The 24,536-nt window shown below is 63.5% G+C and carries 25 protein-coding genes and 1 tRNA gene; 10 read left to right on the plus strand and 16 right to left on the minus strand.

Annotated elements, in window-relative coordinates:
• Positions 1-144 precede the first annotated feature (144 nt).
• The gene (locus tag AWB78_RS04290) at positions 145-1,221 is read right to left on the minus strand and encodes a hypothetical protein (RefSeq protein ID WP_062602590.1); all 1,077 of its coding nucleotides are present in this window, start codon (positions 1,219-1,221) and stop codon (positions 145-147) included.
• Positions 1,222-1,294: 73 nt separating this feature from the next.
• Complete coding sequence (locus AWB78_RS04295) at positions 1,295-1,966, minus strand: recombinase family protein (protein ID WP_062602592.1); 672 nt, start codon at positions 1,964-1,966, stop codon at positions 1,295-1,297.
• 152 nt (positions 1,967-2,118) lie between these two features.
• Between AWB78_RS04295 and AWB78_RS04300 the strand changes: the two genes are divergently transcribed.
• The 4 genes from AWB78_RS04300 (at position 2,119) to AWB78_RS04315 (ending at position 4,918) form a co-directional block, all read left to right on the plus strand.
• The gene (locus AWB78_RS04300; RefSeq protein ID WP_232477606.1) at positions 2,119-2,598 is read left to right on the plus strand and encodes a hypothetical protein; all 480 of its coding nucleotides are present in this window, start codon (positions 2,119-2,121) and stop codon (positions 2,596-2,598) included.
• Positions 2,595-2,993 carry a hypothetical protein gene (locus tag AWB78_RS04305; RefSeq protein ID WP_062602594.1) on the plus strand — a complete coding sequence of 133 codons (399 nt, stop codon included), beginning with the start codon at positions 2,595-2,597 and terminating at the stop codon, positions 2,991-2,993. Before AWB78_RS04300 ends, AWB78_RS04305 begins: the two co-directional genes overlap by 4 nt.
• Before the next feature lie 84 nt (positions 2,994-3,077).
• Positions 3,078-4,001 (plus strand): hypothetical protein, encoded by a 924-nt coding sequence (locus AWB78_RS04310; protein WP_062602595.1) that lies wholly within the window; start codon positions 3,078-3,080, stop codon positions 3,999-4,001.
• Positions 4,002-4,378: 377 nt separating this feature from the next.
• Positions 4,379-4,918: a hypothetical protein gene (locus AWB78_RS04315; RefSeq protein ID WP_157697404.1), complete on the plus strand. Its 540-nt coding sequence runs from the start codon at positions 4,379-4,381 to the stop codon at positions 4,916-4,918.
• 85 nt (positions 4,919-5,003) lie between these two features.
• Here the strand turns inward: AWB78_RS04315 and AWB78_RS04320 are convergent, their stop codons facing one another.
• The 3 genes from AWB78_RS04320 to AWB78_RS04330 all read right to left on the minus strand — a co-directional run bounded on the left by AWB78_RS04320 (position 5,004) and on the right by AWB78_RS04330 (position 7,698).
• On the minus strand, positions 5,004-6,938 hold the full coding sequence (locus tag AWB78_RS04320; RefSeq protein WP_232477607.1) for a site-specific integrase: 1,935 nt from the start codon (positions 6,936-6,938) through the stop codon (positions 5,004-5,006).
• Between the two features lie 72 nt (positions 6,939-7,010).
• Positions 7,011-7,085, minus strand: a tRNA-Gly gene (locus AWB78_RS04325).
• Positions 7,086-7,137: 52 nt separating this feature from the next.
• Positions 7,138-7,698, minus strand: a complete 561-nt coding sequence (locus AWB78_RS04330; RefSeq protein ID WP_062602601.1) for a YggT family protein — start codon at positions 7,696-7,698, stop codon at positions 7,138-7,140.
• Between the two features lie 834 nt (positions 7,699-8,532).
• Here AWB78_RS04330 and AWB78_RS49270 point away from each other — a divergent pair.
• From AWB78_RS49270 to AWB78_RS04340, 3 genes are all read left to right on the plus strand, one after another.
• Positions 8,533-8,658, plus strand: coding sequence for a hypothetical protein (locus tag AWB78_RS49270; RefSeq protein WP_269768918.1), 126 nt, complete (start codon positions 8,533-8,535; stop codon positions 8,656-8,658).
• A gap of 337 nt (positions 8,659-8,995) precedes the next feature.
• Complete coding sequence (locus AWB78_RS04335; RefSeq protein ID WP_062602603.1) at positions 8,996-9,304, plus strand: hypothetical protein; 309 nt, start codon at positions 8,996-8,998, stop codon at positions 9,302-9,304.
• Positions 9,305-9,436: 132 nt separating this feature from the next.
• Positions 9,437-10,402: a threo-3-hydroxy-L-aspartate ammonia-lyase gene (locus AWB78_RS04340; protein WP_062602606.1), complete on the plus strand. Its 966-nt coding sequence runs from the start codon at positions 9,437-9,439 to the stop codon at positions 10,400-10,402.
• 19 nt (positions 10,403-10,421) lie between these two features.
• Here AWB78_RS04340 and AWB78_RS04345 read toward each other — a convergent pair whose 3' ends face one another.
• Genes AWB78_RS04345 through AWB78_RS04355 form a run of 3 tightly spaced genes read right to left on the minus strand, consistent with a single transcriptional unit; the run spans position 10,422 to position 13,685 of the window.
• On the minus strand, positions 10,422-11,090 hold the full coding sequence (locus AWB78_RS04345) for a LysE family translocator (protein ID WP_062602607.1): 669 nt from the start codon (positions 11,088-11,090) through the stop codon (positions 10,422-10,424).
• 4 nt (positions 11,091-11,094) lie between these two features.
• Positions 11,095-12,090, minus strand: a complete 996-nt coding sequence (locus tag AWB78_RS04350) for an asparaginase (protein WP_062602611.1) — start codon at positions 12,088-12,090, stop codon at positions 11,095-11,097.
• Entirely contained in the window at positions 12,087-13,685 is a 1,599-nt protein-coding gene (locus tag AWB78_RS04355) for a UbiD family decarboxylase (RefSeq protein ID WP_062602613.1), read from the minus strand. The genes AWB78_RS04350 and AWB78_RS04355 overlap by 4 nt, the downstream gene beginning before the upstream one ends.
• Before the next feature lie 346 nt (positions 13,686-14,031).
• On the opposite strand from AWB78_RS04355, the gene AWB78_RS46260 reads away from it, so the two are divergent.
• Together AWB78_RS46260 and AWB78_RS04360 are read left to right on the plus strand one after the other, a co-directional pair.
• Positions 14,032-14,277 (plus strand): hypothetical protein, encoded by a 246-nt coding sequence (locus AWB78_RS46260; RefSeq protein ID WP_157697405.1) that lies wholly within the window; start codon positions 14,032-14,034, stop codon positions 14,275-14,277.
• Positions 14,274-15,425 (plus strand): transglycosylase SLT domain-containing protein, encoded by a 1,152-nt coding sequence (locus AWB78_RS04360; RefSeq protein ID WP_062602614.1) that lies wholly within the window; start codon positions 14,274-14,276, stop codon positions 15,423-15,425. Before AWB78_RS46260 ends, AWB78_RS04360 begins: the two co-directional genes overlap by 4 nt.
• Positions 15,426-15,495: 70 nt before the next feature.
• Here the strand turns inward: AWB78_RS04360 and AWB78_RS04365 are convergent, their stop codons facing one another.
• From AWB78_RS04365 to AWB78_RS04400, 8 genes are all read right to left on the minus strand, one after another.
• Positions 15,496-16,689, minus strand: a complete 1,194-nt coding sequence (locus AWB78_RS04365) for a pyridoxal phosphate-dependent aminotransferase (protein WP_062602616.1) — start codon at positions 16,687-16,689, stop codon at positions 15,496-15,498.
• A complete protein-coding gene (gene nusB, locus AWB78_RS04370; protein ID WP_062602617.1) occupies positions 16,690-17,127 on the minus strand; it encodes a transcription antitermination factor NusB in 438 nt (145 codons plus the stop codon). It abuts the gene before it with no gap.
• Positions 17,124-17,633: a 6,7-dimethyl-8-ribityllumazine synthase gene (gene ribH / locus AWB78_RS04375; protein WP_062254302.1), complete on the minus strand. Its 510-nt coding sequence runs from the start codon at positions 17,631-17,633 to the stop codon at positions 17,124-17,126. Before ribH ends, nusB begins: the two co-directional genes overlap by 4 nt.
• Before the next feature lie 54 nt (positions 17,634-17,687).
• Entirely contained in the window at positions 17,688-18,851 is a 1,164-nt protein-coding gene (ribBA, locus tag AWB78_RS04380) for a bifunctional 3,4-dihydroxy-2-butanone-4-phosphate synthase/GTP cyclohydrolase II (protein ID WP_062602619.1), read from the minus strand.
• 150 nt (positions 18,852-19,001) lie between these two features.
• A complete protein-coding gene (locus AWB78_RS04385; RefSeq protein WP_062602620.1) occupies positions 19,002-19,613 on the minus strand; it encodes a riboflavin synthase in 612 nt (203 codons plus the stop codon).
• A gap of 29 nt (positions 19,614-19,642) precedes the next feature.
• The gene (gene ribD, locus AWB78_RS04390; RefSeq protein ID WP_062602622.1) at positions 19,643-20,755 is read right to left on the minus strand and encodes a bifunctional diaminohydroxyphosphoribosylaminopyrimidine deaminase/5-amino-6-(5-phosphoribosylamino)uracil reductase RibD; all 1,113 of its coding nucleotides are present in this window, start codon (positions 20,753-20,755) and stop codon (positions 19,643-19,645) included.
• Positions 20,756-20,773: 18 nt separating this feature from the next.
• A complete protein-coding gene (gene hemL, locus AWB78_RS04395) occupies positions 20,774-22,057 on the minus strand; it encodes a glutamate-1-semialdehyde 2,1-aminomutase (RefSeq protein WP_062602624.1) in 1,284 nt (427 codons plus the stop codon).
• A gap of 186 nt (positions 22,058-22,243) precedes the next feature.
• Entirely contained in the window at positions 22,244-22,726 is a 483-nt protein-coding gene (locus AWB78_RS04400) for a hypothetical protein (RefSeq protein WP_062602626.1), read from the minus strand.
• Positions 22,727-22,875: 149 nt separating this feature from the next.
• On the opposite strand from AWB78_RS04400, the gene AWB78_RS04405 reads away from it, so the two are divergent.
• Positions 22,876-24,087, plus strand: coding sequence for a Bcr/CflA family multidrug efflux MFS transporter (locus tag AWB78_RS04405; protein ID WP_062602627.1), 1,212 nt, complete (start codon positions 22,876-22,878; stop codon positions 24,085-24,087).
• The last annotated feature ends 449 nt before the right edge of the window (positions 24,088-24,536 follow it).

A 24,536-nucleotide genomic window follows, 5' to 3' on the forward strand; every position in this document is an offset into this window, starting at 1 on the left:
ACTTAGGCGGCTTTCGCGATGATTCTGGAGCGGGCGATGGGAATCGCACGCTCGAATAAGGCCATCCGCAAGTGCTTGATTAAATAAAACAAACGAGCGGGCAAAACCCGCCCATGTGACATGCTTCTGTGGGAGCGGATTGTATCAGACTGACGGCGAAGACTGATTGTCTTTGACTGAATCCGGCGCAGTAGCGCTCGCGTTTTTTGCTGACGCTTCGTGTGCTTTCAGTAGCGCGTCTTTGACCCATGCAGGGGTCAAACAGTCTGACAGCTCGGCAAAATAGCTGTCGGTGCTATCGCCTTTCGCGTCAGGGAATGCCCATCCTCGATTTGTCGTGCGCTCGAACACCACTATCCCTCGTGGCGAAAGTTCAAGGGAGAAGTGACTTCGAATTTGGTCACGCTCTGGCAATGCACCTAGAAACTGACCACGTGGGTCCAGCACGCAGTGAGCAAGGCTGCGGACGTTCTGCTTAAGCCGGAACATCGATTCGGTAACCAAGCCGGGAGTGGACGCGCTAGTGACCCCTCCACCCGGGGCGAAATATGCCTTTCCGGCCACGATCAAAGGTGCATCCAATCCCGACCGGCGAAGCTCATGTCGATGTTGGTCGCTGATTTCCTGATTAGATGCGAGCACGCGCTTCAACTGAAAGCGCTCAATCAGCTCAGGCCAGTTCGTGCCGATAATCTCGATCAAGCGCTGACGTGCGAACAACAAATCGTCGCCGCGATGAGGCAGAACATCGACGAAAGCTGCGTAGTCATGGCCAAACACGGCAAACAACAGATAGTCCGCTCGCCTCGAAAAATATTCTCGTTTTGGATGCGGGTCTAAGTCGAGATGCAGGTGATGGATACCCCAGTCGGCCCACAGCAAGTCGGTTCGCGCCGCTCGTTTCTTTCCACTGGTGTCGAAGTCGACTAGTCCAGTGCCCTGATGCGCATTGATGTTTTCGCCTATCGCAACTTTTACCTTAATCACGTCAAAAGCACGCTTAGCTGATGGGCTAAGCGTCTTTGGGAACTCGTCGGAAAGGAATATCTGTCGCGGGCGTGGATCGATGAACCGTAAGCGAAAATCCAACCAGCGAAGGAGGGGCGCGTTCAGATGGTTGACCGTGTCGGTATGGCGAAGCCCAACGAATTTTATGAGCTTGCCCGCAATCTGATCGACGTTTTTAAGGAACTCGGATACCAGCGCATCGGCGTCTTGCATGTGTTTGTTTTCCCCGTTGACCCGCTTCGGGATTATGCGGCATCGTTCGCCAGCTCACTGCTGACTGCCGTCCTCAAGCTGCTTCGATGCGGTCCAGCAGTCGGCATAGCTGCCCCCGGTGCCATTGACTGCCGTTCGGCGTCTTGATCCCCAGTGCGTTCAGTTCTGCCACCATTTCGCGTTGCGACAGGTTGCGGGCGCGGAACCCTGCTACCACGCCCGCCAGCTTGGCCGCGAAGGCGTCGGCGGCTTGCTGGCGGGCCTCCACGTTCGGCTTGAGGTTCGCGGCTCCTGCCGTCCCGAGCTTCACGCCACGTGCCTTTGCCGCCGTCAGTGCATCCTTTGTGCGCTTGCTGATCTGGTCTCTCTCCCACTCGGCCATTACGGCGTGCATCTGGATCATGACCTTGTTGGCCTGCGGCATATCAGCGGCGACGAAGTCGCACCCGGTCTCAAGCAAGCCTGAGACGAAGTGGACGTTGCGGGCCAGTCGGTCCAGCTTGGCGATGATGAGCGTCGCACCACGACGCTTGCACAGCTCCAGCGCGCCGCGAAGCTGTGGACGCTTTTCGAGTGCGTTCGCACCCTTGCCGGTCTCTGTCTCGGTGAAATCGCCCACCAGCTCCCAATCGCCACCGTTCAGGTAGCGCGCGACGGCGTCGCGCTGGGCATCGAGCCCTAGACCCGATTGCCCCTGACGTGCCGTGCTGACCCGGTAATACGCGACGAACGGACCTTGTGCCATCTCTTCCCCCTGAATGCTGGCCTCACGGCAAGACGAGCGTTTAATGTGAGGCCAGTATCGCACTCAGGCGAGCTCTAGTCAACGGATATACTTATTGACTAGATGATGAGTAGACGCTAGAATTGGAAACTGTCACCATTTCAGAGTCACCCATGCCAGAAGAATTGTTGAGCACCCAAGCCGCCGCCGAGCTGGTCGATGAGGCGATCCCCGAAGCGGGCGGTTCTGCCTACTGGTCACGCGTTCTCACCAACAACCGCCGCGAGGAACGCAACCCACCGCACCGCATCCCATTCGAGCGAATCGGCACTGGCGCGTTTTACCGCCGTGAGGACGTCGCCGCGTTCATCGAATTCGAGAAGTCACGACGTCTTGGTGTCCTCAAGCTGTCCGGCCGAGCAGCGGAGGCTATTCGCGCCTTTGGCATCGGCGAGAAGGGTGGCAGCGCGAGCGGGCGCAAGCTGAACGTTTCCGCCGTCACACTCCAGCTCGATCAAACGACAGGGGCGCGCTTCGTGCAGCTCGTCACGAGCGACCCTCTCATGGTCTATCGGCTGGAGCTGGGCGAAGCGAAGGCACTGGCGAAAGAGCTAGCAGACGTGGTCCACGCGGGCGAGCGAGGTGCGCGATGACTAGCACCACCGTTGACACGATCTCAGCCGCAGATGCCGCATTCATGCTGCGTGCTTATCTAGGGACGCTCCGCAGTTGGGCTGATTTCCTTTCTGACTGCATTCGCAGCAAGCAGGACATCGCCGGTCATACTCTCATGCCTTGCGCGGAACGCTATTACCGTGGACTTTACCGCCCGGTTTACGCAGTGTCGGACGTGAAAGCGTTCATTGAGAAAGTGCAGATAGCGATACCTAGCGCAGGCAAAACGCCCATCAAAACGACTGCGCTAGCGATCGACCCGACCAAGCGCTGGGACGCGAATAAGTTCGACTGCGACGGCGCACCTGTGGCGCGGCGCTCGCGCGTTTCGACCCGCTATGCTCACGCGACCCGGAGCCACATAATCCACTAAAACAGTCAGCTTTTACTGTCGCCACAGAAAACAAAAAGCCGCCAGCGGGCAAAGAACCACGCGGCGGCGAATATAACCTAACACATGGATTATAGCCGCCCCGACGCCGCCGACTTATCCGCCTTCCGCTGCGCCAAGAAGAGCGCGCGCATCGACTACGCAACCTTCACGACGAGCGCTCGCATCGCATTGCCATCCACGAAAGGCCGCGTCGAATGGCATGGCACTGGCTTCACGGTCCACGACCCCAAGCCATACGACCTACAGGCCCTCGACGGGCTTCCCCTGACTCGCCTTGAGGTCGCGGTGGATGTGCGGCCACCACCGGCGATCCTGTCTGAGCAGCGACGGCACGATCTGGCGGACATATTCGACTGCATCACCCGCCGGATATGGCCGTTCGACGGCGAGGGCCTACAGCCCAGCTACCGGGCATCGAAGCGTAAGGGCCACAATGACTGGCTTGTCCAGACCGTCTACCACGGTCATGATGACGGGGAGGGAGAGCGGCGGATGCCATCGATCCACGAGACCCTGTATCTGGGCCATCGCTACGACTATAGCCGTGCCGACCAGAACATGCCGAACACCGCCCAGGTGCGCGTCTACTACAAGAAGAAGGACAACGGGGAGACCCTGCCAGAGAGCAAACACGTCATCCGCACAGAGGTGACGCTGGCGACGCATTGGCTTCGCGAGCGCGGCATCAGCAGGACTGGCCAGCTACTAGCGGGCTTCTCGTTCCGCGATCATCTATCGCAATACTTCCGGTTCCTGCATCCTGAGGCGGGCCGCATCAAAAATCCTGCCACAGGGGGCACGGATGTGCACGGCGTGCTGAACGAAGCTCGCCAACGCATCCTGACCCGTGCAGCGATAACGGGCGGCGTCGCCTCGTGGCTATTCGAGGATCGCGCCATCGTTGATGTCAAGCAACGCGACAAGGAGATGTGCAAGGCGTTCGCGACCGCGCTGGACAACCTCAGCCGCACTTACCGCCCCGTGTAGTGTGGCTACCTATAACTGTAGTAGGGATGCTCCGTTACCGAGTCTTTATGGATCAATGAGTTAAGTGTGGTTTAGACCGCTTTGGTGCGGGTTTGGGAGCCGAAAAGCTGTAAATTGGCCGACGCCGTCATTAAAAACTGAATTAATTCCTGGTATGGTCGTTTGCTCATAAACGAGGCGAGGGACTATATGCAGCACCTGTCACTAGCCAAGCAGCGGACCTACTGAAAAGCACGACGCAGGGTTTCGTCGTCGGCAATGTGAGGCATTCGCTGCCCTTTTTGGCCAGTCTGAAATCATACGAAACTAGTAACGAATTATACGGTGTGGCGGGAATTTTCAATTGCTGCGCGTGCAGCTTTTACCGGGGTAGACCAATGAAAATGACAATGTCGGCGCTGTGTTTGGCGCTTAGTGCCATGCTTGGCGCGTGTGCGGTTAATGAGCAGCCGCAAACAGCGGACGCGGTAAAGAGTGCAGTTCGAACAAGTCAAAACGCCGCGCATACGATGGCGTTTTATGATGGACCGGGCTACGCACCGGCACACTCGGATAACAGCAACTTTGTGAAAGATGCGACGCTGCACGCGGGTTACTCAGCGACGGCCAAAACGGCAATTTATTCGCTGCTGGTCTTCACCTACTACAGTCAAGGCGGCTTTCGCGCATACGACCAAGCGGCGGACGATGCGGGTAACAGCTTTCCCGCTGTTATGATGGACCACGACGTGCAGTGCTATTCGTTCTGCGCGCGCTATGAAACAACCCAAATCCGGCTATCCCGCGAATATCTTGAGAGTCACGCGCAGTCTGGGATTAGCCTGAGCATGACGGGGCAGCTTGGCGGCATCGTGTCATTCACGGTTCCCGCATACTACGTGCAGGGTTTTCTAAGCGCTACGCGCGCCACCAACTGACCCGCCTGAAAAGCAAAAGTCTTAGGTTTCGTGCGGCCTTCCGATGGCCGTCTAGTCGTCAACTGGTGGCCAAAAAGATGAAACCTTATAGGGCGGAATTTGCCTTGTTTTTCTTTCGGCTTGCTGCCACTTTCTGACGCTCTGCGCACTTGATTGCGATCATCGCTTCCTCAATCCTGAACGGCGCTACGCCGTCGAGTGCGGGGAAGCGCAGATCCTTCAGGTTCTCTGCCAGCTCGTCGGCGTTGCGGTCCTTCGTATAGCGGCTCCCGCTCTGCGTGTGGCCGCGCTCATGGCCCGCCAACTGGGCTTGAACGCGCTCAGACAGGTCAAGCCGCTCCAGCGCCGTCACGAAGCCGTGCCTAAACGAGTGAAACGTCTTCATCCCGTTGCGCTCGATGCCGAGCTTGTCACCTAGAAAGCGCTCATTGAACCACGACCCAGCGGGCTTGCCGTAGCCCTTCACCCGGTCGCGCTTCAGCTCGGGGAACAGCCGCGTGTGGCCCGCCCGTCGCAGCGCGCCGACATACTCAGGCAGACCGAGGCGCTCCAGCTCGCCATGTAGCGGCACCACGCGCTCGGCGTTGATCGTCTTCAGCGACTTGTCCGGCTCGTCGATCTTGTCCGCACCGTTCAGGTTGAAGTCCAGAAACCACGTCCCAGCCTTAGACTGCCTCACGTCGTCAAGGTAGAGCTGCGATAGCTCATTGATCCGCCCGCCAGTAAGCAGGCCCAGCAGCGGGAGCCAGTAGTAATACGGTCGCCAGTGCGTGAAGCCGTTTTTGCCGATGACCTCTCCCGCACCACGTTCGAACCAGTCCTGCGAAAAGATGCGCGCCAGGTCGTCGGGCGTGAATATCTGCCGCTCATCCTGCGCGCGCTTTGTCGTGCCACGCCCGCGCCGGTAGTCTGACGCCGGGTTGAATCGCATCATCCCAGCTCCGACGCCGTAGCCGAGAATCTCGCTCAGGCGGCCCACGTGACCCTTGATGGTCTTCTCCGACTTGCGTTGCAGGCCGTCGCGCTGCGCGATGTCAATCAGATCCTTGAGCGTCGTGGACGCGCCGTATTTGCGCCGTGACTGGTAGACGTCCGTCGGTAGCAGGGCGAGTAGCCGCGCGAACTCCAGCACGGTCTCTTTCTCGATGTCGCCCAATGCCGGATCGCCCATCAGACCCGAGAACAGACCCGCCTCAGTCGTCATGCGCCTGGACTGGTCGGCTCCCCAGTCCCGGTCTTGCCGGTAGCTCTCGAACAGCTCAGAAAAGCGCTTGTGGCCGTGTTTTGCGGTAATTGGGTCATAGATGACGGGAGCCGTCACAGCGTTCGCTGGCGGCTCTGTGGAGGCCATAGGTGCGGTGGGCAACCCTACCGCCAACCGCGCCCGCACCCGTGCGACCGCCGCTTTCTGCACGACGCACTCGGACGAAGACAGCTCTACCGGCTCGCCATCGACAAGGAAGCCGGTTGTCCCTGTTCCCCAGAACACGGACTCATGTGCCACGGCACCGACCGCGAACTGTCCGAGCGTGGCACGACTGTTGAAGAAGCGGACCACGCCGGAATACAGGTCAAGCTCGCCACGAGCGGTGGCGTCGTCCAGCACGAAGGAGCCGTCGTAATCGCGCTCTACGGCGTCCAGGTCGGGAACCGTCCAGCAGCGCAATCTCTGAACGCGGGCGAAGGCACGCGCACGGTCGGACACTAGCTCGCCAGCAAGTGCGCCAGGCGAGATGCCGATAGATGCGGCGGCTTCGGTGAGGGCAATCATCCCGTCGCCGACGAGCAGCGGGTTTTCGTGTCTGAGTCGTTCGATGTCCATCGCCAGAAAGCGCTCTCGCCAGTGCAGTTGGATTCTCAGCGCCGCGCTCTTGGCGGCGTCCAATGTTCGCAGGCCGGTAGAGGTGTGAATCTCCGTCCGACCTACTAATGGGCGCAGCCGCTTTGGGACGACCAGACGAACCGCGTAGATGCCGCTCGGGCGGCGATAGAGGCACGATGCCGGCATGGCGACCACCACTGTAGTAGCCTTGCGGAGTATTCGTGCCGTCAGGACCGTAACCGTCAAGAAATCAACGGTTTAGGCGCAAGATGGAGCGGGCGATGGGAATCGAACCCACGTCAGTAGCTTGGGAAGCTACGGTAATAGCCATTATACGACGCCCGCGTGAGCCGAGTATTGTAAGCGCAACGCGCCCGAAGGCGCAATTGCGCGGGATTCAGATGCCGAACAAGGTCATCGAAACGGCGACGCGCGTCACGACCATCAGCAAGACCTGCACGATCACGAAAAGCAGAATAGGCGAAAGATCGATGCCGCCGAGGCGCGGCAGAATGCGGCGCAACGGATCGAGAAACGGCGCGGTGATCTGATACAGCAGCGGCATCGCCGGCGATTGCGGATTGAGCCACGAGAGCAGCGCCATCAGGATCGTCACCCAGATGATGAGGTTCAGCGCCCATTTCACGACCGTCAGCAGCGCGACGAGCAGCAGCATCGGCAACATGAGCGTCGGATCGATGCCCGCGAGAACGACCATCAACGTGACATAGACGGCCGAGGCGATGATCGCGGCGACGATGCTCGCCCAGTCGATCTTCCCGCCGGGCAGGATCTTGCGCAGCGGCAGCACGAGCCAGTTGGTCGCCTGCATCACGGCGTTCGAGACGGGGTTGTACGGCGGCATGCGCACGACCTGTATCCACGCGCGCAGCAGGAGCGCCGCGCCGAACAGGGTGAAAAGGGTATTGAGCAGAAAACGGGCGATCTCGCCGAACATCTCGGGTCCTCTAGGATGCGTGCAGTGCCGGAACGTGCGCCGGGTCGAATGAGCGAAAGGTTGAAGGAAGACGGCCGCGCTAGCGAGCGGCACGCCGGGCGCGTGTGATGCCGCTGATGGGGCCGTCCGCGCGGCGCGAATCGTGAATGCTGACCTTGATCATTGTTCGTTCTCTGAGCTTGAGTATCGTGCCGAAGCCATCGCGACGCGCGCAGCGAATGTCGATTCGCCCCTGTGCGCCCGGCGATGAAGCCTCGCGATTCCTGATTGCGGCGCCTGTATCCCCGCCCGCCAGGCTTGCCTGGTGGGGCGCCGGACGTCACCTTAACATGGCTTTAAGGCGGCTTGGGGTGTTGTCGCATGCGGTGCGAGCGTTCGACCGCTCAAGTGTATGAAGGACCGGTGAAAGCCATGTGCAAGCGTGCTTCGCTCGTGAACGCCAGCATCGGAAAACCCTAATGTTGTGATTTTGAGACGATCGTTAAAAGCACGTTTCGCGCAAAACTGGCAGGATATAAACACGAAAGTGAAAGAGCGAAAAAGTGGGAGCCGCCGGCCCATTGTTTCTTTCCGCCGAATAAACGGAATAAAAGAACCGGGTTTCAGCATGCCGCAAAGGCGTGGTTTCCGGTGAATGTGGTTAAACACACATCTGCGCGAGAAATTCGTTTCTTTGCGCACATCGATGAACGAACAGGGCGCTCGATACTAAATAGAACACGGATTCAGCGGACAAAGTGAGCGGCGCAGAGCCGCCGGCTTGTCCTCAGGTTTCATTCGCTACGTTCGGAGGTTGCCATGAGCATTTTCTCTTATCGAAAGCATCTGCGATTCTTGAGCCAAGCCCAACGGCGCCGTTGGTGGGACCAGAAAAAACGCCTGACGCCGCGCGTCGTGATCGGCGCGGCCTACGTGCCGCCGAATGTCACGCGCGAGTTCGCGTATGTCAAAGTCGGCTGAACGGCACCGGGTTCGAGTATTTCGTGCTTTACATGAAAAGCCCCGCCGGGCGCATTGTCCGGCGGGGCTTTTCCGCTCATTTGTAATCGAAAGTTACGCGCTTTTTCTTTCCATCCGCCGATGCCTTGCCGAAGTGGTCGCACAGGTCCGCCGAACGGGCGATCGGAGGTTGCTTGCCGGCGACGTCTGGCTTTCAAATTCGCATGCGCGTTAAGGAACTTGCAATTTGCAACAAATGGTCCCGCCGAGCCGCAGGCTTTTTCGATAAATTCGTCTCATACCGTCGCTCGTGAGCCGTAAAGACCGGCCAACACGCGAAGCGGCGAGGAGAACGAAAGTGAAAAAGCTCGGTGGTTTGTTGGTCGCTGGCGCGTTTGGCGCAGGTCTCGTCAGTGCCGCGCAAGCGCATGTTTCGGTTGGCGTGGGTATCGGGGTGCCGGCCTATCCGGTTTATGCCGCGCCGCCCGCGCCCGTTTATGTGGCGCCGCCGCAGCCGGTGTATGTCGCGCCGCCGCCCGTCGTCTACGCGCCGCCGCCCGCGGTGGTCTATGGCGGATACGGATATGGCGGCTATGGCTACTACGGCCGGCCGTACTATCGGCATCACGGTTACTATCGTCACGGCCCGGGCTACTGGCGTCACTGACCGGCCTCGTCGGCGAACGCGAAAGGCGATGCAAGCTGAACTGCATCGCCTTTTTTCATGTGCGCGCCGCTTTTGAGTTTCACGTCGGAACTGGGAGAATGGTGATCCTCCTCACCTCACGTTCCGACTCCGATGTCCTCACTTCCCGCCCCGACTTTCGATGACGTCGCCGATGCCGCCCGGCGCATCGAGGGCGTCGCCCATCGCACGCCCGTCCTGACGTCCCGCACCGCCGATTCGATCGCCGGCGCGTCGCTCTTCTTCAAGTGCGAAAACTTCCAGCGCATGGGCGCATTCAAGTTCCGTGGCGCATACAACGCGATTTCCCATTTCGACGACCGTCAGCGCGCCGCGGGCGTCATCACGTACTCGTCGGGCAATCATGCGCAGGCGATCGCGCTGTCCGCGAAGCTCGCCGGCATCCGCGCGACGATCGTCATGCCCGAGGACGCGCCCGCCGCGAAGATGGAAGCGACGCGCGGCTACGGCGGCGAAGTGATCACTTACGACCGTTACACGCAGAATCGCGAGGAAATCGGCCGCAAGCTCGCCGAGGAACGCGGCATGACGCTGATTCCGCCCTACGACCACCCGCATGTGATCGCGGGGCAGGGCACGGCAGCGAAGGAACTGATCGAAGAAACCGGCCCGCTCGACTATCTTTTCGTGTGCCTGGGCGGCGGCGGGTTGATCGGCGGATGCGCGCTCGCGGCGGCGGCGCTGTCGCCGGAGTGCAAGGTGATCGGCGTCGAGCCGGAAGCGGGCAACGACGCGCAGCAGTCGCTCGCGCGCGGCGAGATCGTGCATATCGAGGTGCCGCGCACCATCGCGGACGGCGCCGCGTCGACGCACGTCGGCGAATACAACTTTCCGATCATCCAGCGTCACGTCGACCGGATCGTCACCGTGAGCGATGCGCAACTCGTCGAGACGCTGCGCTTCTTCGCGCAACGCATGAAGATGGTCGTCGAGCCGACCGGCTGTCTCGCGGCCGCCGCCGTGCTGCAGAAGGTCGTGCCGGTCGAGGGCAAGCGCGTCGGCGTGATCGTGTCGGGCGGCAACGTCGACCTGGCGAAGCTGGCGCAGTTCGTCGCCTGAGGACGATGCGCGCGGACGCTTACGACGCCGCGTGCACGATCAGATCGCGGTAGCCGTTGACGATCACGCTGTACGAGAAGTACGCGAAAAGCAGCGCGGACATCACATGGCAGGCGCGCAGGAGCTGGGTTCCGGCGCGCTTCCTGCCGTGGCTCGCGAGCGTGCAGATGAAGATCGTCCAGCCGAGCCCGCCGCAGAAGAAGCCGATGAGAAACACGGAGGCGCTGACGGGACTCGTCGCGCCGGCCTTCGCGATGAGGGCGCCGCCCACCGCCGCGAACCACAGAATCGCGCTCGGCGACGACACCGCGAGCAGGCATCCGCGCACGAAGCTTTTCCAGTGCTTCGGGCGCGGCACGGAGAAATCCGCCTCGCCTTCGACAGGCGGCGCGGACGCCGGATTGAGCGCTTCACGCGCCATCTTCCACGTCAGAAAGAGCAGGACGATCGCGCCGCCGATCCACACGACCCAGCGCACCGCTGAAAACTGCAGGAGCGCCGACATGCCCGCGAGCGCGAGCGCCGCATAGAACAGATCGCCGAAGCACGTGCCGAGGCCGAGCACGAGGCCCGGCCTGAAGCCATGCGACAGCGCGAGCGAAATGATCGCGACGTTGGCGATTCCGATATCCAGACACAGCGACAGCGACAGAAAGAAACCGTCGGACAGCAACGACCACGAATGCATGTTGTTATGGATGATGGTGAAGCGTGAAGCTCACGTCGAGACGGCCGGTGGGCACGCTCATCGTGTTGCGTGTCGGCGGGTTGCGGAAGGTGGCAAGCGCATCGCGTTGCTGCTCTGTGCCGATGCCGAGCAGATCGAGCACGTGAACGACGACCGCGTTGAGCACCGACGTGTTGCCGTCCTCGACCTTCACCGCGATGCCGAGCGGGCCTTGCTCGCGGCGCACGCCGATCGCATAGCTCGCATCGGCGCCGGTCTTGCCGACGAGCGCACCGTCGAACGCCTGCATCAGCAGCGTGCAGAAGCGTCCTTCGCCCGCGACGAGCTCGGGATGCGACGTCATCGCGCGATGGATGCGCGCGAGCGGCGAGCCTTCCGGCGCGGCGGCGATCTTCACGAAGAGGCGCGCGAGACGTTCGAGCGGGAAGGCGGGCGTCGGCAGATTGCAGCCGTCGATGGCCCATTGCACTTCGTCGTCCGCGAGATCGACGGCGCGCGCCACCGTGCGCTTCACGTGCATCTGCAGCGGGTGATCGGGCAGGTGGTAATCGGCGAGCGGCACGTTCATCGCACGCGCGCCCGCGAGCATGCCCGCGTGCTTGCCGGAGCAGTTGCTGCACACGGCGGTCGGCGTGAAATCGCGCCTGATCCAGTCTTTATAGACTGCTTCGGAGATCGGCGGATGGCCGCCGCAACGCAGATCGCTTTCGCTCGCGTTCGAGCGGGCGAGCATCGCGCGGGCGCGCTCGATATGACGCGGCTCGCTGCTGTGCGAGGCGCACATCAGCGCGAGGTCCTCGTCGGTGAAGCCGAAGCGCTCCAGCGCGCCCGTTTCGATGACCGCAAGCGCCTGCGCGGGCTTCGCGGCCGAGCGCGGCAGCGTCACGCGGTGCGGATCGCCGAAGGAAAACACGAGACGTCCGTGGGCATCGACGACGGCGACGTGCGCCACATGCGTGTTTTCGATGACATCGCCTCGATAGAGCGTGGCCGCGATCATTTTTTATCCAGTCCGATTTCAGTCCAAAGCGCATCGACGCGCCGCTTTACGGCTTCATCCATCACGATCGGGCGGCCCCATTCGCGATTCGTTTCGCCGGGCCACTTGTTGGTCGCATCGAGTCCCATCTTCGAGCCGAGCCCCGCAACCGGCGACGCGAAGTCGAGATAGTCGATCGGCGTGCTGTCGACCATCACGGTGTCGCGCGTGGGATCGACACGGGTCGTGATCGCCCAGATGACTTCCTTCCAGTCGCGCACGTTGACGTCTTCATCGACCACGACGATGAACTTCGTATACATGAACTGTCGCAGGAAGCTCCACACGCCGAACATCACGCGCTTCGCGTGGCCGGGATAGCTCTTCTTCATCTGCACGATCGCCATGCGATAACTGCAGCCTTCGGGCGGCAGATAGAAGTCGGTGATCTCGGTGAACTGCTTCTGCAGGAGCGGCACGAACACTTCGTTCAGCGCGACGCCGAGCACGGCGGGCTCGTCGGGCGGCTTGCCCGTATAGGTGGAGTGGAACAGGGCGTCGCGGCGCATCGTGATCTTCTCGACGGTAAAGACCGGGAACCACTCCTGTTCGTTGTAGTAGCCGGTGTGATCGCCGTAGGGCCCTTCGAGCGCGTGCTCGTATTTTGCGGCTGCGCCCGTCGATGGACGCGGCGGCGCGCCTTCGGGGGCGGGCGGCGGCGTGCCGTCTTGCGGATAGATGAAGCCTTCGAGCACGATCTCCGCGCGCGCGGGCACCTGCAAGGTGTCGACGCCCGGCGTGAGGCACTTCGCGAGCTCCGTGCGCGAGCCGCGCAGCAGGCCCGCGAACTGATATTCGGACAAGGTGTCGGGCACCGGCGTCACGGCGCCGAGGATCGTCGCGGGATCGGCGCCGAGCACCACCGCGACGGGATACGGTTTGCCGGGATTCGCGAGCGCGAACTCGCGGAAATCGAGCGCGCCGCCGCGATGCGCGAGCCAGCGCATGATCAGCTTGTTGCGTCCGATCAGCTGCTGCCGGTAGATCCCGAGATTCTGTCGCGGCTTGTTCGGCCCGCGCGTGACCGTGAGTCCCCAGGTGAGGAGCGGTCCAGCATCGCCGGGCCAGCAGGTCTGGATCGGCAGGCGGCTGAGATCGACGTCATTGCCTTCCCACAGCACTTCCTGACAGGGCGGCGCGCTGACCGACTTCGGCGCCATGTCCCACACGGCCTTGGCTAACGAGAGCAGCTTGCCCGCGTCCTTCAGGCCCTTCGGCGGCTCGGGTTCCTTGAGCGCGGACAGCAGTCTGCCGACATCGCGCAGCGAACTCAGCGCGGCGACATCGCTGCCGAGGCTGACATCGGCGCCGCTTTGCGGCTCGGTCTCGATGCCCATGCCGAGCGCGACGCGCCGCGTCGTGCCGAACAGGTTCGCGAGCACGGGCATGGTATGGCCGGTGGGCGCTTCGAAGAGCAGCGCCGGTCCGCCCGCGCGTAATACGCGATCCGAGACTTCGGTGATTTCCAGAACAGGGGAGACGGGCTGCCGAATGCGGCGCAGTTCACCGAGCGCTTCGAGGCGGGCAGTGAAGTCGCGCAGATCTTTGTATTTCATCGATGGTCGGAATTGGACTCGAAGGCGCCCGAAGCACGAGGCTTAGAGGGGCGGAACGGCTGCGCGCTAAGCGATTGTCGATTTTACCTGCGTCGGCGTCCGTGCGTTGGGGGACATTCAGTAAATTCCTGTGGGAAAGGCCCGCGAGACGTGCGTTTCGAGCGCTGAACACCGTTCATCATAACTGTAAGTAATTGAAACGAAGGTTTATATCATTGACGGATCATTAAACCCTGTTAGAATCGCTTGGCATCAATTGCAGGTTTTGAAACTTTTTACCTAAGCCTCAGGTCTTTCAGACGCACATGCGTCGCCTGCGCCGCTCCTGCCCGGCGACTCGTGGCTGTTGGTTTTCATTGCCGGCGTTCACACGCCGGTTTTTCGCGTGGAAAGTCACGTGCGCGTTCAGGGCATGCAGTTCGTGCCGCGCAACCCGGTGGTGTTACCGGGGATCGGCTTTCCAGACGGCGCATGCCGTATCCCCGATGCCGCTTACGCTTGCCAAGAGCCGGCGGTGTCTGATTTGTGTGTCGAATATGTGTTTAATTCGTATTCATCTGCGCAAATCATGCAACATTGGGAGTATCGATGAACGCTTCAGTTTGGTGGGGTTCCGACACCCGCGCCGCGCAGATCGTGCGTATGGTGCTGCGTCGCGGACGCTGGTTGAGTCACCATCTCTTTGCCATGGTGGGTTGCGCGGCCGTTGTCGGCGCGCTCGCCCTCTGGCTGGCGCCTTCGTGGCGCACAACGTTTGCCGCAAGGATCATGCCCTTCGTGTCGGCCGCCGTCCAGGCCGGTCCGGCGCGCCTGCTCGCGGGCCAGCCGCTGCCGCCGTTCGCGGCGGTGCATCGCCAGCCGAGCGATCCGATGCTGCCCGTCAACCTCGCGGCCAACGCGGCGTCGGCGAAGCAGAAGGCGCCCGGCGCGCTCGTGCCGTCGCTCGGCGCGGCCGCATCGGACGATGCCAGCACGCATCATCTCACCGGCGGCATCAGCCTCGCGATCTCGCCGAACGGGCTCGATCCCCGCACGATGCCGTCCGTCGGCATGCTGGCGAGCATGATTCCGGCGCAGCGCGTCGTCGCCGATGCGCGCGATGATCGCGTGCTGGTCTCCACGCGCGAGCAGAAGCTCGTCGCGAACTTCATCGCGCGCCGCTATCGTGTGGCGGAAGATCCGGTCAGCGAGCTCGTGCGCGCCGCGTTCGACACGGGCCGCGAAGTCGGCCTCGATCCGCTCCTGCTGCTCTCCGTGATGGCGATCGAATCGGGCTTCAATCCGTACGCCGAAAGCGGCGTCGGCGCGCAAGGCCTGATGCAGGTGATGTCGAAGGTTCATTCCGACAAATTCCAGTACTTCGGCGGCTCGCACGCGGCGCTCGATCCGCTCGCGAACATCAAGGTCGGTGCGCTGGTGCTGAAGGACTGCATCGCGCGTGGCGGCTCGGTCGCGGGCGGTCTGCGCTATTACGTCGGCTCGACGACCCAGGACGACGGCGGCTACGGTGCCAAGGTGCTGGCCGAGCGTTCGCGTCTGCGCGATGTCGCCCGTGGCCGCAACGTGCCGGTCAATGGACCGCAGGCGCCGGTTCAGGCCGCGCCGAAGCAGGTGCTGGCGTCGGCATCGGCGGATAGCAAGCGCGTGCACGTGACGATCGATACGGCGAAGAAGTCCGCATCGCAGGACGATGGCGACGGCGAAGCGAAGCACGTCGCTTCGGCGGAGTTCGGCGCGTAAGGCTGTCGCTGGATGTAAAAGAGAAAGGGCACCCGAGGGTGCCCTTTTTTTGTGTGCTGCGCGATTGCGATTATCGACTGAACAATGAGCCCAATCGCTGAACCGCTTCCTCCAGCTTCGAATACGCCGTCGCGTACGAAAGACGAAGGTAGCGCTCCGGCGCGTGGAAGCCGAAATCCGCGCCCGGCACGAGCACGACGCCCGCGTCGTGGAGCATCGAGTGCGAGAGGGCGTCGCTGTTGCCGGCGGTGGGATGATGAACCGTGGTCGTATCGGCGTAGACGTAGAACGCGCCGTCGGGCACGACCGGCACGCCGAAGCCGAGCGAACGCAGCGCCGGCACGATATAGTCGCGCCGCCGCTTGAACTCCAGCCGGCGCGCTTCGTAGATCGCGATCGTCTCCGGCTCGAAACAGGCGAGCGCCGCGTGCTGCGCGAGCGCCGATGCACAGATGAACAGATTCTGCGACAGCTTCTCGACCGCGCTGACCATCGCGTGCGGCACGACGAGCCAGCCGAGCCGCCAGCCAGTCATGTTGAAGTACTTCGAGAAGCTGTTGACCGTGACGACATCGTCGCCGAAGGAGAGGGCGGACACGGGCTTCGCGTCGTAGCTCAAACCCTGATAGATCTCGTCGACGATCGTGAAGCCGCCGCGCTCTCGCACCTTGTCGACGATGCGCCGCAACTCGTCCGGCTCGATCGACGTGCCCGTCGGATTCGATGGCGACGCGAGCAGCACGCCGCGCGTCTTTTCGCTCCAGTTTTCCTCGACGTGTTCCGCCGTCAACTGAAAGCGCTCGGCCGGGCCGCTCGGGATCAGCACCGGCTTGCCGTCCGCCGCCGACACGAAGTGCCGGTTGCACGGATAGCACGGGTCAGGCATCAGCACTTCGTCGCCGTTATCGACGAGCGCCATGCACGCGAGCAACAGCGCCGCCGACGCGCCCGCCGTCACGACGATGCGCTCCGGATCGACCGTCAGACCGAACGTATCGCGATAGTGCCGCGAAATCGCCTCGCGCAGCGCGTGGATGCCGAGCGCGTTGGTGTACTGCGTGACGCCGCGCTTCAGCGCGTCCGCGGCGGCGCGGATCACCGGCTCGGGCGCGGTGAAATCCGGCTCGCCGATGCTCATATGGATGACGTCGCGGCCCGCGCGCTCGAGCGCCTGAGCCTCTTTCATCAGCTCCATCACATAGAAGGGCTCGATCGCATCGACGCGCGACGCGAGCCTGACGAGCGGTTCCGAAACGTCGGTCATTTACGCACCGCGTCCGCGCGCCTGCGCTTCGGCGGGACGCATCACGACGGCCAGCTTGTCGAGCACGCCGTTCACGTACTTGTAGCCGTCGGAGCCGCCGAAGGTTTTCGTCAATTCGACGGCTTCATTGATGACGACGCGATACGGCACGTCGATGTGATGCTTGAACTCGAACGCCGCAACGAGCAGCACCGCCCGCTCGACCGGCGACAACTGCTCGATCGGACGGTCGAGGCACGGCTGCAGCTGTTCGGACAGCGCGTCGGATTCCTTGATCACGCCGTGCAGGATCGCATCGAGGTGGTCCTTGTCGGCCTTGTCGAAGCCTTGCGAATTGCGCAGTTGCGCGTCGATTTCGCCGGCGGGCGCGCCCGACAGCAACCACTGATAAAGCCCTTGCGTCGCGAGTTCACGCGAGCGGCGTCGTGCGCTCTTCATGCGCGGTCCTCGTCTTCTTCGTCTTCGTCTTCTTCATCGCCGTCGAGCTGTTCGAGCGCGACGGAGAGATTCGCCATCTCGACCGCCACGCGCGCGGCGTCGCGGCCCTTCTCGGTCATGCGGGCGACGGCCTGCTCGTCGTTCTCGGTCGTCAGCACGGCGTTCGCGACCGGAATGCCGAAGTCGAGGGCGATGCGCGAAATGCCCGAGCCGCTTTCGTTCGACACCAGTTCGAAGTGATAAGTCTCGCCGCGCACGACGGCGCCGAGCGCGATCAGCGCGTCGAACTGGCCGGATTCCGCGAGCTTTTGCAGCGCGAGCGGGATTTCCAGCGCGCCGGGCACGGTGACGAGCAGCACGTCCTGGCCGATCACGCCGAGGCGCTCCAGCTCCTCGATGCAGGCATCGGCCAGGCCGTTGCACACCGGTTCGTTGAAGCGCGACTGCACGATGCCGATGCGCAAGCCGTCACCGTCGAGGTTCGGCTGGTATTGTCCGATTTCCATGAATTGGATCCTTCGCTTGGAATTGTCTGGAATAGGGTTGGGCGGCCGGCGGTCTCAGGCCGAGCGCAACTGGGTAATGGCGGGTTCCACCGGCGCGGCCGTCGTGGGGCCGCCGGGCATCGGAATGAAGCCCGTCACTTCGAGCCCGTAGCCCGACATGCTGCCGAGCTTGCGCGGGTTCGCGAGCACGTCCATCTTGCCGACGCCCAGATCGCGCAGGATCTGCGCGCCGATGCCGTACGTCTTGAAGTCGATCGGGCGGCGCTTGAGCTCGGCGGCCTTGTCCTGCTGATCGAACGCGCGGAATACGTCGATGAGATGCTCCTTCGTGTCGCCGCAGTTGAGCATGACGATCGCGCCGAGATCGCGGGCGGCGATCTCTTTCATGGCGGCGTCGATGGTCCATGAGTGCGTCGACGAATCGATTTCGAGCAGATCGAGCACCGAGAGCGGCTCGTGCACGCGCACCGGCGTCGCGCGGTCGGGGCTCGGCGTGCCGCGCACGAGCGCGATGTGCGGCGAGCCTGTCGGCTCGTCGCGATACAGCACCGCGCGGAAGGGGCCGTGCGCGGTCTGCATGGTGCGCTCACAAACCTTCTCGATGATCGATTCCGTGCGGCTGCGATAGTGAATCAGATCGGCGATGGTGCCGATCTTGATGCCGTGCTGCTGGCCGAACTCGATGAGATCCGGCAGGCGCGCCATCTCGCCGTCGTCCTTGATGATCTCGCAGATCACCGCGGCGGGCGTGAGGCCTGCGAGCGCGGTCAGGTCGCAGCCGGCTTCCGTATGGCCCGCGCGCACGAGCACGCCGCCCGGCTGCGCCATGATCGGGAACACGTGGCCCGGCTGCACGATGTGCTCGGCGCGTGCGTCATGCGCGACCGCCGTGGCGATGGTTTTCGCGCGGTCGGCGGCGGAGATACCGGTGGTCACGCCTTCGGCCGCCTCGATGCTCACCGTGAACGCCGTACCGTACTGCGTGCCGTTGCGGTGCGTCATGAGCGGCAGATTCAGCAGCTTGCAGCGTTCCTGCGTGAGCGTGAGACAGACGAGGCCGCGGCCGTACTTCGCCATGAAGTTGATGGCTTCGGGCGTGACGAATTCGGCGGCGACGACGAGATCGCCTTCATTCTCGCGGTCTTCTTCGTCGACGAGAATCACCATCCGGCCGGCTTTCAGTTCAGCGATGATCTCAGGAGTGGAGGCGAGCGACATGATGACGTCCCGTACGGGTCCGGTTTGGGGAAAGCGCGTATTTTACGCCACGCCCGGGCGACAGTCGGTGAAATCGGCGGACAGACGGCCGCGAAGTTTGCCTATGCCTTTCGGACGAATGGCGCCGCGGCGGCCCGTCTGGAATACGCGTTACGACGCGCTCATCATCCGCTCGACATACCGCGCGATCAGGTCGATTTCCAGATTGACCTTCGTTCCGGTCTTGAGCGCATTGAGCGTCGTGACTTCGACGGTATGCGGGATCAGGTTGATGGAGAACTCGCAGCCGTCGGCGCGGTCGCTGACCGAGTTCACCGTGAGGCTCACGCCGTTCACCGTGACCGAGCCCTTGTAGGCCAGATACTTGCCGATGTCCTTCGGCGCGACGATGCGCAATTCGTGCGATTCGCCCACCGGCTCGAACTTCGAGACGAGGCCCAGGCCGTCGACGTGGCCCGAGACGAGATGTCCGCCCAGCCGGTCGTGCGCGCGCAACGCCTTTTCCAGATTCACGTCGGCGCCGGCGTCGCCGAGGCCGACCGTCTTGTTCAGGCTTTCGCGCGATACGTCGACATCGAAGGCAGCGGCGGACTTCTGAACCACCGTCATGCACGCGCCCTGGATCGCGATGCTGTCGCCGAGCTCGACATCGGCGAGATCGAGACTGCCCGCGGCGACCGTCAGACGGACGCCCGCGTCCTCCGCGCCGAGCGGCGTGACTTTTTCGATGCGGCCCACCGCCGCGACAATTCCTGTAAACATCGGCTTCGTTTCCTTGAGTCGGTGCGTGGTCAGCTTGCGACGTTCGTCCCGGCGAAGCGCGCGAGGATGCGCAGATCGTCGCCGAGCCGGTCGATGCGGTGAAACTTCAGATGCGGCCGCGCATCCAGCGTCGCGGGCGGCGCGAAGTCGAACATGCCGGGCGCGCTGCCGAGCAGGCTCGGCGCGAGATAGATCAGCAGTTCGTCGACGCAGCCCTCGCGCAGCAGCGAGCCGTTCAGCTTGTGGCCCGCTTCGACGTGCAGCTCGTTGATGCCGCGATCGGCGAGCGCGGTGAGCATCGCGGGGAGATCGACCTTGCCATGCTCGTTCGACAGCTCGATCAGCTCCGCGCCTTTCGCGCGCAATGCGTCGATGCGCGCGGCATCGGCGTCGGCGCTATGGAAGATCCACGGCGGCGCGCCGTCGAGAATGCGCGCCTGCATGGGCACGTCGAGGCGGCTGTCGATCAGCACGCGTTGCGGCTGGCGCGGCGTGTCGACCGCGCGCACCGTCAGTTGCGGGTCGTCTTCGCGCACCGTGCCGATGCCGGTGAGGATCGCGCAGGCGCGGGCGCGCCACGCGTGGCCGTCTGCGCGTGCGTCTTCGCCGGTGATCCACTGGCTTTCGCCCGTGGGCAGGCCCGTGCGGCCGTCGAGCGTGGCCGCGACCTTCATGCGCACCCACGGACGGCGGCGCGTCATGCGCGACACGAAGCCGATGTTCATCTCGTGCGCCTCGTTCGCGAGCAGGCCGCAGCGCACGTCGATGCCCGCGTCGCGCAGCATCGCGAGGCCGCGCCCGGACACGGACGGGTTCGGGTCTTCCATCGCCGCGATCACCTTTTCGACGCGCGCGTCGATGAGCGCGTGCGCGCACGGCGGCGTGCGCCCGAAATGGCTGCACGGCTCGAGCGACACATACGCCGTCGCGCCGCGCGGGTCCTTGCCGCGCGAACGGGCGTCCTTGAGCGCCTGCACTTCGGCGTGGTCCTGGCCGGCGGGCTGCGTGAAGCCCATGCCGATCACTTCGCCGTTCTTGACGAGCACGCAGCCGACGCGCGGGTTCGGCGTCGTCGTGTACATGCCGCGCGAGGCGAGCGCCAGTGCGCGTTCCATATGAGTGAAGTCGGTTTGCGAGAACATCGGCGCGGCCCGATAGCGTCAGGCGGCGAGCGTGGCGAACGCGCCGCGCGCGGCGTCGATCGTCGCGTCGATGACGGCGTCGTCGTGTGCGCTCGACACGAAGCCCGCCTCGAACGCCGACGGCGCGAAGTACACACCCGCGTCGAGCATCGCGTGGAAGAACGCGTTGAAGCGCTTCGTGTCGCCCTGCTGGATCTGCGCGAAGCTGCCCGGCACCTGATCCATGAAATACAGGCCGAACATGCCGCCGATCGAATCGGCGGAGAAGGGCACTCTGGCGTCGCGCGCGGCGGCGGCAAGACCGTCGACGAGCTTGCGTGTCTGCTTCGCGAGGTCGTCGTGGAAGCCGGGGCGCTGGATCAACTGCAACGTTTTCAGGCCCGCGGCCACCGCGATCGGGTTGCCCGACAGCGTGCCCGCCTGATAGACGCCGCCCAGCGGCGCGAGATGCGCCATGATGTCGCGTCGTCCGCCGAACGCCGCCGCCGGCATGCCGCCGCCGATGACCTTGCCGAGGCACGTCAGATCCGGCTTGATGCCGTAGACCTGCTGCGCACCGCCGAGCGCGACGCGGAATCCGCACATCACTTCGTCGAAGATCAGCACCGAGCCGTACTCGTTGCAGCGCTCGCGCAGCGCGTTCAGGAACTCGGGCGTCGCGCGCACCAGATTCATGTTGCCCGCGACCGGCTCGACGATCACCGACGCGATCTCCGAGCCGAACGCCTGGAACGCCTCGTTCAATTGCTCGACGTTGTTGTACTCGAGCACGGTCGTGTGCTTCGCGATATCGGCCGGCACGCCCGCCGATGTCGGATTGCCGAACGTCAGCAGCCCGGAGCCCGCCTTGACGAGCAGGCTGTCCGCATGACCGTGATAGCAGCCTTCGAACTTGATGATGCGGCTGCGGTTCGTGAAGCCGCGCGCGAGGCGCAGCGCGCTCATGGTCGCTTCGGTGCCGGAGGACACCATGCGCACCTGCTCGATCGACGGCACGAGCTTGCAGATTTCCTCGGCGATTTCGATTTCGGCTTCCGTCGGCGCGCCGAACGAGAAACCGTGCACGAGCACGCGCTGCACGGCTTCGAGCACTTCGGGATGCACGTGGCCGAGGATCATCGGGCCCCACGAGCCGATGTAGTCGATATAGCGTTTGCCGTCGGCGTCCCAGAAATACGGTCCTTCCGCGCGCTCGATGAAGCGCGGCGTGCCGCCGACCGAGCGGAACGCCCGCACCGGCGAATTCACGCCGCCGGGGATGGTTCGTTGTGCGCGTTCGAAGAGAGCTTGATTCTTGGACATGGATGGCGGCCTGCGCTGAAAGTGGATGCGGGAATCGCGAGGGATGGGCGCTCGGGCGGCGACGCGCGCAGTGCGAGAAACGCGTGTCCGACGCGAAAAACGTTGCTGAAATTGTACCGGAGTCGATGCGAACGGGCCGTGTCGCGCCTGGATCGGCGTCGGACGTTTTGCCGTTTTTCGCACGGCCTAGCCCGATGCGGCGGGCGCGGATGGCAGCGTGGGCGGCCGGGAACGCCTGCCGGTCCGCTCCGTCCAGCGCTTTTCGAGCGCGCCTTCGGCCATCGGCTTGATGAGGGTGCCGGACATCTGCGCGTCCCACGTCTGCACCGAGAACGGATGCGCGCGCAATTCGTCGCGGGTGACGACGACTTGCTCGTGCGCATCGACGAGCCAGTCGTACACGAAGTCGATGCACAGCCGATAGCCGCGCTTGCTGCCGGCATCGGGCACTTCATACGGCGCGCGCGTCACGTATCCCGACGCGAACACGCCTTTCGGTTCCTGCGACACGCGATGCACGAACACGCGATCGCCCGGCATGAGTCCGCGCGCGGTGCCGCAGCCCCAGACATCGGTGATGGCCTCGCCCGCGGCCACGCGACGCGCGACATCGGGAAGTTCGGGCCACGGCCACTTTTTGGGGCTCCAGATCAGCAGAAAGGCGGTCATCGGTTCGACGCAACGTGACGAAAAGGAGCGATGAGCTTAGCGCAACGCGCCGGTCGGGGCCGGATCGCGGCAAAGCGTCGCGTACAATGAGCGCTCGCTCGCGCGGCGGAAAGCCGCGCTGCTCCGCTCATCCCCGTCCTGCGAACTCCATGCCCGATACCACCCGGCGCCGGCCCGATGGCCGGCTGCTCCTGTTGCTCGGCGCGCTCGCCGCGTGCGGCCCGCTGTCGATCGACATGTATCTGCCGAGCCTGCCCGCGCTCGCGGCGTCCTTCGACACGACTCCGGCCGCCGCGCAAACCACGCTCACGAGCTTCATGTTCGGCTTCTCGTTCGGCATGCTGCTCTACGGCCCGATGTCCGACGCGTACGGACGGCGGCCCGTGCTGCTGGGCGGCATCGTGTTGTACGCGCTCGCGAGCATCGGCTGCGCGATGGCGTTCTCCATCGACGCGCTCGTCTTCGTGCGCTTCCTGCAGGCGCTCGGCGCGGGCGCGGCATCGGTGCTCGCGCGCGCCATCGCCCGCGACGCTCACGCGCCGAGCGACGCCGCCCGCGTGCTGTCGATGCTGTCCATCGTCACGTCGATCGGACCGTTGCTCGCGCCTTTGATCGGCGGGCAATTGCTGCTGCTCGGCGGCTGGCGCATCGTGTTCGTTGCGCTGACGCTCTTCGGTCTGACGTGCGCGGTGACGGCGTTTCTGCGCGTGCCCGAAACCTGGCCGAAGGAGAAGCGCGCGAGCGCGGCGGTCGGCAAGTCGTTCGCCGCGTACGGACATTTGCTGACCGATCCCGTCACCTGGGGCCACATGATGTGCGGCGGCATGGCGTTCGCATCGATGTTCGCGTACATCACCGCGACGCCGTTCGTCTATATCGATTACTTCCACGTGAAGCCGCAGCACTACGGGCTGCTCTTCGGGCTGAACATCATCGGCATCATCGCGGGCAATGTGCTGAACACGAAGTTCGTCGGACGCGTCGGCGCCATGAAGATGATTTCGGCCGCGTCCTTCGTGAGCGTCGGGGCGGCGCTCGCGGTCGCACTCGTGTCGCTGACGGGCTGGGGCGGGCTGTGGTCCATCGTCGTGACGCTGTTTTTCGTCGTCGGCGTGGTGGGCTTGCTGTCGGCCAATTGCACCACGGAGCTGATGCACCGCTATCCGCACAATGCGGGCGCGGCCGCCGCCGTTTTCGGCGCGATGCAGCTCGCGCTCGGCGCGCTCGCGAGTCTCGCGGTCGGGCTCTTTCATGACGTGTCGCCGCACGGCATGGGCATCGTGATCGGCACCTGCGGCGTGCTGACCTTCGCGGGGCGCACGCTGGTGCTGCGCTCGCATGCGGCGCCCGTCAGGGTTTGAATGGTGCGTGCGCGCCGCGGGCGGCTTCGTCCGTTCCGGCGAAAAAAAAACCTCGCCGGAGGGCGAGGTCAAGATGTGGTCAAGCTTGTTTTTCGCGGTTTTCGGTTCAGGTCGTGCCGGGTCAAAGGTGCTTCCTGGGTCGAAGGCGCGTTTCGTGGATTCGGTAGGGTCCTGGTCAAAGGTGCTTACCGGATCGATTCGGTTTCAGGGGCGATAGGCGTGTCTCCGGGTCGATGATCAGCATTGCCTGGGTCAAAGGTGCTTCTGATCGCGGTTCGTTTCGGTTCAGTTCCGTTCCGTCATTCCCTGTTTGCGGCGCCGCCGTTGTCGACCACGATGACGCTCTTTTCGCGCGCGGGTTCTGTCCACGGAACCCGCTTGCTGAGCTGCGACAAGGAATAGGTGTAACTGTACGTATCCGCAGACTTGCGACCTATCGAACGAATTCG

The sequence above is a fragment of the Caballeronia calidae genome, from assembly GCF_900044055.2.
GTDB classification, from domain to species: domain Bacteria; phylum Pseudomonadota; class Gammaproteobacteria; order Burkholderiales; family Burkholderiaceae; genus Caballeronia; species Caballeronia calidae.

Excerpts from the sequence above, each read along its gene's own strand:
- AWB78_RS04300 (WP_232477606.1), top strand. The coding sequence starts at position 2,119 with ATGCCAGAAGAATTGTTGAGCACCCAAGCCGCCGCCGAGCTGGTCGAT.
- ribD (WP_062602622.1), bottom strand. The coding sequence starts at position 20,755 with ATGTTCTCGCAAACCGACTTCACTCATATGGAACGCGCACTGGCGCTC.
- ribH (WP_062254302.1), bottom strand. The coding sequence starts at position 17,633 with ATGGAAATCGGACAATACCAGCCGAACCTCGACGGTGACGGCTTGCGC.
- AWB78_RS04340 (WP_062602606.1), top strand. The coding sequence starts at position 9,437 with ATGTCCTCACTTCCCGCCCCGACTTTCGATGACGTCGCCGATGCCGCC.
- AWB78_RS04330 (WP_062602601.1), bottom strand. The coding sequence starts at position 7,698 with ATGTTCGGCGAGATCGCCCGTTTTCTGCTCAATACCCTTTTCACCCTG.
- AWB78_RS04405 (WP_062602627.1), top strand. The coding sequence starts at position 22,876 with ATGCCCGATACCACCCGGCGCCGGCCCGATGGCCGGCTGCTCCTGTTG.
- AWB78_RS04315 (WP_157697404.1), top strand. The coding sequence starts at position 4,379 with ATGAAAATGACAATGTCGGCGCTGTGTTTGGCGCTTAGTGCCATGCTT.
- AWB78_RS04360 (WP_062602614.1), top strand. The coding sequence starts at position 14,274 with ATGAACGCTTCAGTTTGGTGGGGTTCCGACACCCGCGCCGCGCAGATC.
- AWB78_RS04295 (WP_062602592.1), bottom strand. The coding sequence starts at position 1,966 with ATGGCACAAGGTCCGTTCGTCGCGTATTACCGGGTCAGCACGGCACGT.
- AWB78_RS04400 (WP_062602626.1), bottom strand. The coding sequence starts at position 22,726 with ATGACCGCCTTTCTGCTGATCTGGAGCCCCAAAAAGTGGCCGTGGCCC.
- AWB78_RS04345 (WP_062602607.1), bottom strand. The coding sequence starts at position 11,090 with ATGCATTCGTGGTCGTTGCTGTCCGACGGTTTCTTTCTGTCGCTGTCG.
- AWB78_RS04385 (WP_062602620.1), bottom strand. The coding sequence starts at position 19,613 with ATGTTTACAGGAATTGTCGCGGCGGTGGGCCGCATCGAAAAAGTCACG.
- AWB78_RS04350 (WP_062602611.1), bottom strand. The coding sequence starts at position 12,090 with ATGATCGCGGCCACGCTCTATCGAGGCGATGTCATCGAAAACACGCAT.
- AWB78_RS04305 (WP_062602594.1), top strand. The coding sequence starts at position 2,595 with ATGACTAGCACCACCGTTGACACGATCTCAGCCGCAGATGCCGCATTC.
- ribBA (WP_062602619.1), bottom strand. The coding sequence starts at position 18,851 with ATGTCGCTCGCCTCCACTCCTGAGATCATCGCTGAACTGAAAGCCGGC.
- nusB (WP_062602617.1), bottom strand. The coding sequence starts at position 17,127 with ATGAAGAGCGCACGACGCCGCTCGCGTGAACTCGCGACGCAAGGGCTT.
- AWB78_RS04355 (WP_062602613.1), bottom strand. The coding sequence starts at position 13,685 with ATGAAATACAAAGATCTGCGCGACTTCACTGCCCGCCTCGAAGCGCTC.
- AWB78_RS04290 (WP_062602590.1), bottom strand. The coding sequence starts at position 1,221 with ATGCAAGACGCCGATGCGCTGGTATCCGAGTTCCTTAAAAACGTCGAT.
- AWB78_RS04310 (WP_062602595.1), top strand. The coding sequence starts at position 3,078 with ATGGATTATAGCCGCCCCGACGCCGCCGACTTATCCGCCTTCCGCTGC.
- AWB78_RS04365 (WP_062602616.1), bottom strand. The coding sequence starts at position 16,689 with ATGACCGACGTTTCGGAACCGCTCGTCAGGCTCGCGTCGCGCGTCGAT.
- hemL (WP_062602624.1), bottom strand. The coding sequence starts at position 22,057 with ATGTCCAAGAATCAAGCTCTCTTCGAACGCGCACAACGAACCATCCCC.